This window comes from Gimesia algae (genome assembly GCF_007746795.1).
GTDB classification, from domain to species: domain Bacteria; phylum Planctomycetota; class Planctomycetia; order Planctomycetales; family Planctomycetaceae; genus Gimesia; species Gimesia algae.
In genome coordinates, this window is sequence record NZ_CP036343.1 from 292418 (window position 1) to 305487 (window position 13070).

The 13070-nt window shown below is 48.9% G+C and carries 9 protein-coding genes; 2 read left to right on the forward strand and 7 right to left on the reverse strand.

Features of this window, described 5'->3' with window-relative positions:
- Positions 1–24: 24 nt before the first annotated feature.
- On the reverse strand, positions 25–3030 hold the full coding sequence (locus tag Pan161_RS01095) for a PVC-type heme-binding CxxCH protein (RefSeq protein WP_145223773.1): 3006 nt from the start codon (positions 3028–3030) through the stop codon (positions 25–27).
- Positions 3031–3376: 346 nt separating this feature from the next.
- On the opposite strand from Pan161_RS01095, the gene Pan161_RS01100 reads away from it, so the two are divergent.
- Positions 3377–4306, forward strand: coding sequence for an SMP-30/gluconolactonase/LRE family protein (locus tag Pan161_RS01100; protein WP_145223774.1), 930 nt, complete (start codon positions 3377–3379; stop codon positions 4304–4306).
- An 85-nt stretch (positions 4307–4391) separates the two neighbouring features.
- On the opposite strand, the gene Pan161_RS01105 is transcribed toward Pan161_RS01100, so the two are convergent.
- From Pan161_RS01105 to Pan161_RS01130, 6 genes are all read right to left on the reverse strand, one after another.
- Positions 4392–5546: a type IV pilus twitching motility protein PilT gene (locus Pan161_RS01105; RefSeq protein ID WP_145223775.1), complete on the reverse strand. Its 1155-nt coding sequence runs from the start codon at positions 5544–5546 to the stop codon at positions 4392–4394.
- Between the two features lie 239 nt (positions 5547–5785).
- Positions 5786–6580 carry an imidazole glycerol phosphate synthase subunit HisF gene (gene hisF, locus Pan161_RS01110; RefSeq protein WP_145223776.1) on the reverse strand — a complete coding sequence of 265 codons (795 nt, stop codon included), beginning with the start codon at positions 6578–6580 and terminating at the stop codon, positions 5786–5788.
- A 373-nt stretch (positions 6581–6953) separates the two neighbouring features.
- Positions 6954–7478 (reverse strand): carboxypeptidase-like regulatory domain-containing protein, encoded by a 525-nt coding sequence (locus Pan161_RS01115; protein ID WP_145223777.1) that lies wholly within the window; start codon positions 7476–7478, stop codon positions 6954–6956.
- A 119-nt stretch (positions 7479–7597) separates the two neighbouring features.
- Positions 7598–8542 (reverse strand): DUF1559 domain-containing protein, encoded by a 945-nt coding sequence (locus tag Pan161_RS01120; protein ID WP_261342936.1) that lies wholly within the window; start codon positions 8540–8542, stop codon positions 7598–7600.
- A 957-nt stretch (positions 8543–9499) separates the two neighbouring features.
- Positions 9500–9994 carry a carboxypeptidase-like regulatory domain-containing protein gene (locus tag Pan161_RS01125; protein ID WP_232103579.1) on the reverse strand — a complete coding sequence of 165 codons (495 nt, stop codon included), beginning with the start codon at positions 9992–9994 and terminating at the stop codon, positions 9500–9502.
- Positions 9995–10153: 159 nt separating this feature from the next.
- On the reverse strand, positions 10154–11098 hold the full coding sequence (locus Pan161_RS01130) for a DUF1559 domain-containing protein (RefSeq protein WP_145223779.1): 945 nt from the start codon (positions 11096–11098) through the stop codon (positions 10154–10156).
- A 771-nt stretch (positions 11099–11869) separates the two neighbouring features.
- On the opposite strand from Pan161_RS01130, the gene Pan161_RS01135 reads away from it, so the two are divergent.
- Positions 11870–13045: a sialidase family protein gene (locus tag Pan161_RS01135; protein ID WP_232103580.1), complete on the forward strand. Its 1176-nt coding sequence runs from the start codon at positions 11870–11872 to the stop codon at positions 13043–13045.
- The last annotated feature ends 25 nt before the right edge of the window (positions 13046–13070 follow it).

Sequence of the window (13070 nt, forward strand, 5' to 3'; positions counted from 1 at the left end):
CGCCCGGTTCGGGTGAGAAAATGCTCAGGGTAGAGGCTGCGAGCTGCGCAGATAGCTGAACAGATCCCGAACTTCTTTCTCAGAAAGCTTGTCGAGCAGGCCTTCTGGCATCAGTGATTTCTTCTGCGGCAGCATTTCATCGATATTGTCGCGTTCCACCGTGATGCTTTGACCATCGGCACTGCGGATGACAATCACATTATTGTCCTGATCGGCGAGGAACCCGTTGACGGTCCGCCCATCCTCGGTGACAATCAGATAGGTTTCAAAACCTTCGCGGATTTCGTTGGAGGGATTGATGATATTCACCAGCATGCGACCGACGTCATCGCGTTTGAACGAAGTCAAATCGGGGCCAATTTCTCCTCCGTCGCCGAACAGTTTATGGCATTTGCCACAGTTCTTCTGGAACAGTTTTTCGCCGGCATAGCGATCGGGTTCTTCTGTGGCTGTGGTCAGCAATTTCTGTTGGGCGGCGATCTGCTGCTGCATCTGTTCGGTTGTAGCGCCGGCGATGGAGCCGAAATGTTTTGCGATGAGAGCGGTAATGCCTGCATCACCATAGACCGTCATTTTGCGGGCTGTTTCAACGGGCACGGTGTCTTTGTTGATTTTTCCCGCTTCGATGGCCCGAAGAAATTCAAGCGTCCAGGGTTTGCGAATGGAAACCAGGGTCTGGGCGGCACTGCGGAGATCGTCAGACATGTTCGGGTACTGCGCGGCGACCACTTTGCCGATCGATTCATCCGGATATTGCTGCAGGGCGCTGATGGCGGCGATCTGCATCTGCAGGTCACTGGAGTTCTGAATGATCTTCAACAGCAGGGGGACTGATTGCGGGACTTTGACTTCGCCCAGGATCTGAATCAGGTCGAGACGTTTCTGGTTGTCCGCTTTGGAGTCGGCGACGATCTTCAGCGCTTTTTTAACAGCCTCCTGATCGCCTTGGCGAAGACCCAGCGACAGAGACTGTCCGCCGTACTTTGACATGGCGGTGATCAGCTCTTTGGGGAAGCTGGCCTGCGAGCGACCCTTCATGGCGGTTTCAAATCCCGACATCAGAATTTCTGCATGAGACTTTTCCGGGGCGAGTTCCAGCAGGCGAGCACAGACCAGCAGGTCATTCCGTGAACCTGTTGATGCGAACCGCCGCATGATACGTTCGAGAATATACTTTTCTACCAGTGGGTACTGCCAGGCTTCCGGCTTTTCAAAATAGGTGAGCAGTTCAGCCCGGTTTTCAGCGACCCGTTTTTCCAGCGACCACCAGAGCATCAAAGGCAGGTGCACATCTTCCAGATCTTCGGAGCGGCTCAATAGATTAAAGGCAATGGGCAGACCGGGTTCTGCGGTCAGTCGTTTGGATGAACTGGCGAGCTGGCTGCGAACCTGCACGTGTGGTTCAGTCAATGCTAACGCAATGAGCTGCTGCCCAATTTCCGGAGAGACGTGATGGTCATCACAGAGCAGTCGAATGGTCCAGGCCCTGACATACGGATCGGAATGCATCAGTGATTTCTGCGCGACGCTTTCGTCAAAGCCGCCGCTCAGGTTCAATGCCCAGAGTGCTTCCAACGCCGACTGTCCTTCTAAAGAGAACAGTTTCTGTTTGAGAGCAGGAATCACACTGGCGTCTTTTCTGTCTCCAAACAGGCGGAGCGCCTGCTGACGAAACCATTTGTTGGGATGATCGAGTACGGCGATCAGTTCTTCGGAAGATTTTTTGCCGAGATCGAAGGAAGCCAGCGGTTTAGCATCTTTGGCAGTGAGTCGATAGATACGGCCATCTTCTTTTTCCACCTGGCCGGAATAATGCTGACCGTGGGCAATCTGATGTTCGTACATGTCACAGAAATATATCGCGCCATCAGGGCCGAGTTTAATATCGACGGGACGGAAACGTTTATCGGTGGTCGCGACGGGGCGTTGCAGGTCTTCGGTCTGATAGGAGGATCCATCGGCGGTGATTTTACTTTCGACCACGCGCCCCTGCAGCGGTTCTATCCCAAACAGGTGTCCCCAGTATTTTTTCGGGAGCGTTTCGGCTTCGTAGATAATAAAGTTGTGAGTAAATCGCGGGACCTTGGCATGTTTCATCGCCTGGAAGTACCCGAAGGCATACGGATTAGAAAGCGGGCCGTGTTTGCCGAAGCCTTTCTGGTAGTAGCTGCCTTGTGTGTAATGGAAGCCTCGAGTGTTGCCGCCATTGTGTCCGGAATAGAGTCGGCCTTTGTCATCAAATTCGACGCCGAATGCGTTTCCGCCCCCCTCGGAAAAAATTTCATAGATCTGCTTTTCCGGGTGGTAACGCCAGATCAATTGTCCCAGCGTTTGAATGGCTTCTTTGTCTTTCTGTCCGGGCTTTTTCACTTTTCCGGAAACGGTACTCCCCTGCGAAGAGTAGAGCCAGCCATCCGGGCCCCAGCGGAGGCTATTGACGACCGAGTGTGTGTCTTCCAGCCCGAAGCCTTCGAGGTGCACGACGGGATCGCCGTCGGGAACATCATCGTTATCTTTATCGGGGTAAAACAACAGGTAAGGAGGATTCAAAACCCAGACACCGCCACGCCCTTTGACAAACGAAGAAGCAATATTCAAACCGTCAAGGAACGTTTTATGTTTATCGTATTTTCCATCGCCGTTGGTATCTTCGTGGATGGTGATTTTGTCGGCCCCTTTTTCATGGTGTGGCGGAGGCAGGGGGATTTTATCGTAAACGGCGCGATGGTGTTTGTCTTTGCTGAGAATTCTCAATCCTTCGGGGTAGGGATACTGCAGGTAGTTAATGACCCACATGCGTCCGCGTTCATCGAAATTTTGAAAGATCGGCTGCCTGACCTCGGGCTCGGCGAGCACCTGTTCGATCTTGAGATCATCGGGAACAGTGAACTGCTTGAGTGAGTCCGCCGGGCTGAAAAATTCGCCTCCGGTATTATTGGGTGGTGGAACCGGAGGGGCTGCCTGAGTTATTGAACTTACGGACCACAGGACAGGGGTGAGAGCCAGTAGTATGATCGTGCGATGATTCATTAATCTGAATCCTTGTTACTTGGATAATGCAGTATGCAGTCGGTCTAAATCTGACTGGGGAGGGATGGACGTTCTATCCCGCAGGAAAGATCCTCCGGGAATTTATAAATATCATTCAGAATCTGTTACCCAGTCTGAAGGGAGCGCATGTCAAAATCAAGTAACCGACAGGGAATGCAGTCCAGTTTCTCTGTCGGTCCCGTCAAATATCTTGTCTGTTCTATTGTTTTTCGAGTCATCTATAGTGGAAAAGGGCTCCTTTGTTTTCTTACGATAAATGATTGCCGATTCCTTAAAGGCAATCGGTGTTTTTTGTTAAATCGATTTCTTTCAGGACCGGATACTTATGATAAAACGAATCACGCTGGTGGCCGTCATGTTGAGTTTGTCGCTCTCTGTTCCAATGGGATGGGCTCAAAAGCAGGAGACGGAAACGCATCCCCTGCCTGCAACAGTGGCTGAAAATGCGAAGTTGCAGGAAGAGTATGCAGCGAAAGCATTTTTCGAAGGGCCGATCTGGGACCCGACTGGCAAACAGTTGTACTTCACTTCATTTGTGGATAAGGACACAAAGATTCTGCGGCTGGATGGGACGGGGAAAGCGAGTGTCTGGCTGGATAACACCAAAGGCATCAATGGAACATACCTTTCGCTGGAAGGTCGTATGCTGGGGGCACAGGCCTACGGTCAGCATGTGATGAGTTACGCTTTCGGTGAATCGGGGCCAGCCGATACGATCGTGATTGCCGCGAATCCGAAATGGAATCAGCCCAACGATGTCTGTCAGACGCCTAATGGCAATATCTATTTTACCGACCCGGATTTCAAGAACCGTAAAACCAGCGCCGTGTATGTGAAACCAACTGAAGCAGAAGTGAAAAAAATTATCACCAGTATGCCGGTTCCTAACGGCGTGATCGCCTCGAACGACGGGAAGACCCTCTATGTGGGGGACAGTCACGAAAAGCTGTGGCGCAGTTTTCCGATCCTGGCGGACGGCACGGTAGGGGAAGGTCAGCTGTTTTTTGATCCTGCAACATCACGCAAGGATTCTCCCGATGGGATGAGCATTGATGCGGAGGGGAACCTGTATCTTTCCGGGCGGGGTGGTGTGTGGGTGGCGAGTCCCGAGGGAAAATCACTGGGTTTGATCCCTGTCCCTGAGTTCTGTTCGAATGTGACCTTTGGAGGCGCGGAGGGAAAGACGCTTTACTTCACCTGTGCGAATAAAGTCTACAGTCTGAAAATGAAGGTGAAAGGCGGACAGTTTCGCTAAGCTTCTGCAGGAAATGTCTATAAAAAAGCAGGCGCTGTCTGAAATGGACAGCGCCTGCTTTGTATTCGTGATTGGGAGAACGCGTTTACAGAATCGCGGCCCCTTTGACGTCGATCCCTTTCAGGACCATCTTCAGTTCTTCGACGTTCGGTGAAATTTCGAACGCGTCGGCGCGGCTGATGAATTCGCGATCGATGAAACCTTTCAGGCTGTCATTGAACTGCTGCATGCCTTCATCTTTACCGATACGGATGGCAGCGGCCAGTTTTTCATCCTGCTCTTCGAGGATCAGTTTTCGTACGGTGGGATTGAATGTCATGATTTCAATGATCGGCACTCGTCCCGGTTTGTCGACGATGGTCTTCAGCAGTTTTTGTGCGACGATGGCACGCATGTTGAACGCCAGACTGCTGCGCAGCGCTTTATGCATGTCCTGCGGGAAGAGGTCGAGAATACGGCCGATACAACTGGGGGCATTAGAAGCGTGAATGGTTCCAAACACAAGGTGCCCTGTTTCCGCAGCGTGGATGGCTGTGGAGAATGTTTCCATGTCACGCATTTCGCCCACCAGCATGATGTCGGGGTCCTGACGCACGGCGTGTTTCATCGCGATTTCAAAGTCTTTCACATCGATGCCGACCTCGCGCTGATTGATCAGACATTTATTCTGCGTGTAGACGAATTCGATCGGGTCTTCAATCGTTAGAATATGTTTGCGGTAATTATCGTTCACCCAGTTCAACATCGAAGCAATCGTGGTACTTTTACCACTACCGGTCACACCGGCGAGCAGTACCATGCCCTGATCGAATTTACAAAGCGACTCCATCACGGGGGGCAGGAATAAGCCTTCAAAGTTGGGGATCGAGCGTTCGATTTTACGGGAGACCATGCCTGGAAAACCGAGCTGGATAAACAGGTTCACACGGAATCGCCAAGGCACCCCTTCGTACTCTACCACGTAAGAAAAGTCAGCTCCCCCTTCATCGTGGAAGATTTTCTGATTTCGTTCATCCATCATCGGCTCAAACAGGGCCATCATCTGGTCCCGGTCGATGGGGTCCATCTGCAGTTCCCGCAGCGTTCCTTTGACGCGCAGGATCGGTGCTTTTCCTACCTGCATATGCAAGTCAGACCCGCCATGCTTGATCAACTGGCGGAAGACTTTGTCGACCTCGTTTTCAACGCGCCCAGTGATGGGATTGACGTCTTTAGGTTTTGCAGGAACTGTTGTCGCCATAAACAAACTCCACTTATTCTAACTCGATGTTCTGCTGCAAGAGCGTGCAGCTGACTTGACAGGAATTGCTGAACAGAAGTGAGACACATTGATGAGAGGTCTCATACACATAACGGAAGCTACTTGGGCTGCTATCACTATTTTGGGAACTCTGAAAGAACATGCAAGCTTCAATTCCCGCGTTACCGGTAAATTTGTTGCTCTCACGGGATAACGGGTAGACCTTTTCTGGTTATCAGTTACACCCGGTTCAAGGAGACTTCGCTTTTGAATCGAATCGGAATTCCCCGTTCTGCCAGGTAGTGTTTCGTTTCATCAACCGGATGGGTTCCATAGTGAAAAATGCTGGCTGCGAGCGCAGCGCTGGCTTTGCCTGCGGTCAGAATCTGATATAAGTGTTCAGGGCAGCCGGCGCCCCCGCTGGCCACGACGGGGATTGTGACGGCTTCGGCAACGGCGCGAGTCATCGGCAGATCATAGCCATCTTTTGTGCCGTCGGCGTCCATCGAGGTCAGTACGATTTCCCCCGCTCCCAGGTCTTCCACTTTCTGAGCCCATTCGATGGCTTCCAGGCCCGTGGGAACACGACCCCCGTTTACGTGCACTTCCCAGAATTCTTTACCGTCTTTCTGCACCCGTTTGGGATCGATATTGACGACGATACACTGGCTGCCAAATCGCAGCGCGGCTTCGCGGATCAGGTCCGGATCTTTGACGGCGGAAGAATTGATGGAAACTTTGTCACAGCCTGCACTCAGTAACGCACGGATATCTTCGAGTGTTCGAATTCCCCCGCCAACCGTCAAAGGCATGAAGATGACCTCCGACGTACGGCGGACGATATCCAGAATGATCTCGCGTTCTTCATGGCTGGCAGTGATGTCCAGAAAGACGAGTTCATCGGCCCCCTGTTCTTCATAGCGCGCTGCGACTTCCACCGGGTCTCCCGCATCCTGAAGATTGACGAAATTGACCCCTTTGACCACCCGGCCTGCATGTACATCGAGGCAGGGTATGATTCGTTTCGCCAGCATTATAAACAGCCTTGATTTTGTAGTTGAAAGAGCGTGTGAAGCGTCAGAAGGGTCTGAAACAAGGTTCGACCTCTGAACTGACTAAAGATTAATCGACGGAGACTGAATTGAACAGTCTACCCATACGGAATCCTGCAATGACAATCAGACCGATGTGTACAGGTCGGAAATGAGTCGGTTCTTCGAGCGGTGAGAACAGTGAGTGTACTGAATCAGGGGGCCTGCGTGATTTCCGGGTACGATTTAGCAGGTCTAAAAAAATTCGCAGTACCATTTCTGTTACTGCGAATGAAATCGATAGATTGAGTTGAAATCAAGGTTGCAAGGTTAAAACTCCTGTTTCATAACCATAGAGACAGTAACTGCATACAGTTTATTTTGACTTCAGATCAAAGTTAACCGTATTGACTCCCGCAGTGACATCTGCCTTCAACTCGGTTTTCGAATTGTATTTTGCAGGAATAGGGTCCTCCTCACCTTTCTTTTTGGGCTTGGGACGTGGTCTGCTCTGTGTCATATCACCATCCGATTCCACGGGTGGGGTCTCGACCTCAGTCGTATCTGTAATATCTGTATTCGCTAAGTCTGTGTCCCCATCTATGGTTTCTTCCAGTGGCTCTCCCGTGGTAATCTTCACAGTATGACTGCCAACAATAGCGCCCTTGGAGTCGCCCAGATAGGCAAGTTCGTAATTACCACTTGCATCGGTTCGCCCTGTAGAGGGATTCCCTTTGTCTGGTATAAAAACAATGATGGCATCAGGCAGTGGTGCCCCATCCATGGTGATAACGCCAGAAACCGTTCCGAGATCCACCGAATCTCCGCCAGAACATCCCAGACAATAAACTGATAATGTCACCAGCAGGAATTTCGATGTCATACTTTTAATACGATTCATATTTCTCCTCATAGGACCTGATTACATAAGATTGGTATTCTGGTGGCTGTGATAAAGTCAAAGAGTCCGGTTTCACCAGTGTGGTGAAACCGGAAACAAGAGTTTTCTACAGCGCGGCTTTAATACTCGCCTAAGACATTCTTGTCATTGATGGCGGCGAGATAAACCAGGGTATCGCCGTTTACGTTTTCGCTGATGAATTTGACTCGACCGTCACCGAAAACAAAGTGGCAGCCTCCCGTATGAGAGCTACTCAGCGACCATTCATATTTGGTTCCCGTATTATTATTGATCCCGTTGATCAGATAGATCGTGGAAGGATCCGGGGTTGCTGTTGCACCCTGCCAGGTTCGAACCAGCGCAGTGTGATATGGCCAGTTTGCATAATTACCAGCTGTACCACTAGAGTTAGATGCACCAATCCAGAGACCGCCTGCATTTACCCCTTCTGTCGTTCTTTCACCAACCATAATTACATTGCTGACGCCGTCGGTAAAGTCACGCATGCGGGTGACAGCATGATTGTTAAATGGACCGGCATAACATGAACCTGCGGTCGCGCCGGGTTTAATGTTACAGGGCGAATAAATCGCGGGATAATTCGACTTACCCCAGGATCCGATGTTGGTATTGAGTCCTTCCATGGGGTCAGACGGGCAGTTGAAAGCAGGGAGGATAGTTTTGACGAGTGCAAGTTGTGGAGGAGTCCCCGTATAATTGGCACGCCAAGGCGCATTCATATTAATCTGATTGTAAAGTGAGGACTGATCCATGAAGGGAAGCAGCATCACACTCCAGGCAAGGTAACTATCCGTATCAGGATCGTACGTTGTATTTCGAATGTTTTCTACATGCATCTGGGGAAATGAACGATGCGTTTCATGATAGTTGTGTAAGGCCAGCCCAATCTGCTTCAGGTTGTTTTTACAGGTGCTTCTGCGAGCTGCTTCACGTGCCTGTTGCACAGCCGGCAGTAAAAGTGCGATCAAAATCGCGATGATGGCAATCACCACCAGAAGTTCAATCAGGGTGAATCCCCGTTTTGCTGTGAGTCGTTTCATCATCACCTCCAATGTAGAAAGAAATTAAGAGAAAGGAATAAATTACTCTCTCGAACTCTCGTTTCAATTTCAATTTAACATTGAAAGTAGAGGTAGTTGCATCAAGGTAGTAAGCAATTTAGAAAAATTCAGGTCCGAAAGGACAGAGCTTGGTGATGCCAGATACCCAGTTGATAACAAGAGCGCGAAAACGATATTTAACAAGGTAATAACTGCCAAGAATTGCAGTTAGATGAACACAATAAGCGTACAGGCGAAAGCCTTACAAAGAGTGGTAGTGAATTATTAATGAATTGTAAAAAACAAAAAACTAAAATGTCAAACAAATTATTTGAGGGATTCTTCGTTTACCGCTAATTAGTTTTATTAACAAAGGGGAGGGGACGGACAATTCAGGCATCGGAGGTCACATCGCTAATAATGTTTGTAGAGTGAAGATCGTGGAATCAGAACAGAGAGGTTCTGGAGAGGGGTTCGCATAAGTTCTTTAATTCAAGGGAGTTTCATTGATGAGAACGAAGTTCAGTGCATTGGTTCAACATAAATGAAAGCGACTTGGAGTGTTGTAACTGAGCCAAATATGGTGAAGCGGATTGTGGAGGAGTTGGTACGGAAAAATTATGTTTGGAATCGGATTTTTTTAGAATAGCGTACCGAAAATTAATAATTCGGTCCCTATTTCTCATTTCGTTGAATTTGAATCCTGCTGCAAAATACATAACCCGAGAGCACGCGCGCTACGATTTCTCCTTCAAGCCTCCAGGGTTCCTCTAACCAGTCCGTACCGTGTTCAAGTACAATATCGCAGGAGGAATTCCCTTAAAATGCAGGCCCTCTGAAGTCGTTTCACGAATTGCTGTGAACAAAGTTCTTGCTGTATCAAAGCGACGGTTTACACTGTTTGAGGTAATTCACTACGCTTATTGAGACGTCAGGCTTCTGATACAGAATCAGCGTTGGCTACTCTGATTTCAAATCAAAATCGATTGTGTTTTCTCCTGCCGTGACTTTCTTGATTAATTCTGTCTGAGAATTATATCTGGCAGGAATTGGTTCTTCTTTGCCTTTCTTGTTGGGAGTGGTTACAGGTCTTTTCTTGGTCATGTCACCATCGGATTCTACAGGGGGAGTGGCTATGTCGAGAGTCTCAGACATAGCCACTTTCGCAAAATCTGTATCGCCGTCAATTTCTTCGTCCAGTTCATTTGGATCGCGGGAGGTAATTTTCACTTTGTGGCTACCTACAATCGCTCCCCTGGAATTTCCCAGATAGGTGAGATCATACGTTCCTTGTTCGTCAGTTCGACCAGAAGAAGGATTCCCTTTCTCAGGTACAAATACAACAATGGCATTGGAGAGTGGCTTGCCATCCATGGTGACAACTCCCGAGACGCTACCCAGATCGACGTCGTTTCCACCGGTACAACCCAGACAGCAGGAAGTTAAAATGACCATGAAGAAATTCCATGGCATTTTAGAAATGTAACTCATAGCTTTCCTCTTAGACCCAGATAGCATGAGGGGCAATTTCTTGTGGTTATTTGGTAGTCAGAAATCCCGGTTTCACCAGTGGAGGTGAAACCGGGAGAACGAAACTCAAATATTTAAGGTCCGTTAGAACTCACCAATGACATTTTTATCGTTGATGGCAGCCAGGTAAACCAGCGTGTCCCCGTCGATATTTTCACTGATGAAGCGGACACTGCCATCACCCAGTAAGAAGTGGCAGCCACCTGTATGTGAACTGCTTAAAGACCAGGCATACCTCAGGCCATCATTGTTATTGATACCATTGATGAGGTAGATCGTGGAAGGATCTGGTGTCGCTGTTGGTCCCTGCCACGTCCGCACCAGGGCAGTATGGTAAGGCCAGTTGGCGACATTTCCCGCAGACGAGTGAACATAGCCTTGCGCACCAATCCAGATGGCTCCTGAACCACGATCTTCGGTAGTTCTTTCACCAACCATAATCAGATTACTCGCACCATCGGTAAAGTTTTTCATTCTGTTGATGTTGTGGTAATTAAAAGCACCCGTATAACAACTCCCTGCTGTGTTGCCAGGCTTGATATTACAGGGAGACATAAGCGCCGGGTAGTTTGACTTACCCCAGGATCCGATGTTGGAATTGAGTCCGCCCATGGGATCAGAAGGGCAGTTGAATACCGGGATGATGGTTTTTACAAGAGACAGCTGTGCGACCGTTCCCGTGGGGGTACGCCACGGTTCGTTCATGTTGATCTTGTTGTAGACGGTGGCCTGGTCCATGAACGGTAAAATCATGGCGCTCCAGGCAAGGTAGTTTTCTCCACCTGGGGGGTCATAAGTTGTGTTGCGTATGTTCTCTATATGCGCGGGAGGGAACGTACGATGTGTGTCGTGATAGTTGTGTAGAGCCAGTCCAATCTGCTTCAGACTGTTCTTACAGGTACTTCTGCGAGCTGCTTCGCGTGCCTGTTGCACAGCAGGCAACAGCAGAGCAACGAGGATCGCAATGATCGCAATTACGACCAGGAGTTCAATCAGGGTAAATCCCCGTTTCTTTGTGAGTCGTCTCATCTTCACCACCGGCATTTGTTAAGAGAAATAAGAGAAATGATAACCATTCCCCACTCTCATCCGGCCTTTAAGCGAATCGAAAACGGTAATGCGCACAAAGCTAAGAAAGCTGTTGAGATAAAATCTGCGCACAGACAAATTTCAGTTAGCTGTAAAGAGCGACTTTAGTTAGTTCAGATAAGAGTAAGAAATATGAAAGTTATAACGACAAAATTAACTACCAGAATCAGTAGATAAAGTCTCTCAGTATTAATGGCGAATGCCAGTTAGAGTTGTTTAAAAAGACATGTCTCATTAAAAGGCAGATAATTAAATTGTCAACATGTTTCTATTTGTATTTATCGAATGTTTCAGCTGAAAAATGAAGAAAAATTCATATCTGTAGCGTTGTACTATGCTTACGGGGAAAGAAAATCTTCGAAAAAAATATAGAATTATCGAAACATTGATTGAGATGCAGTGTTGCCGTTCAGCACTGTTTTCTATTGATGTGAGAAGGGAGGCGAAACACCCTCATTGCAAAAGGAAAAAGCGCTTCAGTCTGACCAGAATTGTTACTCATCCTGCTATAGAAAGGCGAAACATTTCTAAAGAACCATTCATTATTCACGAGTATATGCTTGATGATTATCAGGCACTGTTGTCCAATCAGAGAATGTGTCTCTGTGTAAAGAGTGATCATTGGTGGTGAGAGTTTTGAAGTATTGCAACGGGTAACCAATGCACGTCACAACCGATTCTCATCGCCTGAAAAATAAAGAGGATCAGAGAATGAATCAAAGTCGCCTGTATAGTCCTGCTGTGTTCGTCGCTGTAATCGCTGGTGTATTACCCATCAATATGATGCGGGCCGGAGATGATGCAAAATCAACCGCGGTGGAATCGGGAACCATTCAACGTGTCTTGCGATTACCGGCGCGCGAGAATAATCCCCGCAACAGTGAAGGGGATTTTATCACTCTGAAAGATGGACGCATTCTGTTTGTCTACACTCATTTCACGGGTGGGGCTGCAGACCACTCCTCTGCTTACCTGGCGGGTCGCTACTCATCCGATGGCGGCAGGACCTGGACGCAGGAAGATGAAACGATCATCGAAAATGACGGCAAACAGAACATCATGTCGGTCTCACTGTTGCGGCTGCAGGACGGACGAATCGCCTTGTTTTATGCCCGCAAAAATTCGCTCCATGATTTACTGCCTGTCATGCGCATCAGCGCTGATGAAGGAGTTCACTGGAGCGAACCGCTTGAGATCATTCCTCAAAACGAGGTCGGATATTATGTCTTGAACAATGATCGCGTAGTGCAGTTGAAGAGTGGTCGCATTGTGGTCCCGTTGGCGCTACATCAGAACCTGCCAGGATCAGATCGGTTTAACCCCAATGCAAAATTCCTCTGTTATTACTCTGACGATCAGGGAAAAACCTGGCAGCGTGGAACAGAAGTTGTTGTCGAGACGCAGCCAGGTGGCAAGCAGCCTTACATGCAGGAACCCGGTTTGGTTGAACTGAAAGACGGGACCCTGATGGGATTCTGTCGTACGAATGGCGGCAGTCAGTATGTCGCGTTTTCACAAGATGGAGGCCAGACGTTTTCCGAACTGAAGCCATCCCAGATTATTTCTCCCGTCTCGCCGGCATCCATAGAACGCATTCCTTCCACGGGTGACTTACTGCTGGTCTGGAATAATCACCAGGGAATCGATGCCAAGCTGCGCGGCAAGCGGACGCCGCTGACCCTGGCTATTTCCAAAGACGAAGGCAAGACCTGGCAGCAGATTCAGAATATCGAAACCAATCCGAATGGCTGGTACTGTTACACGGCGATTGAGTTCACGAAAGACGGCGTACTACTGGGACACTGTGCCGGCGATCGTACGAAAAATAATGGACTCGCAGAATCGCAAATCACGCTGGTGCCCCTGTCTGTCATCTACGGAAAGTAAATGACTCGCGGAAAATGTCCTTCTT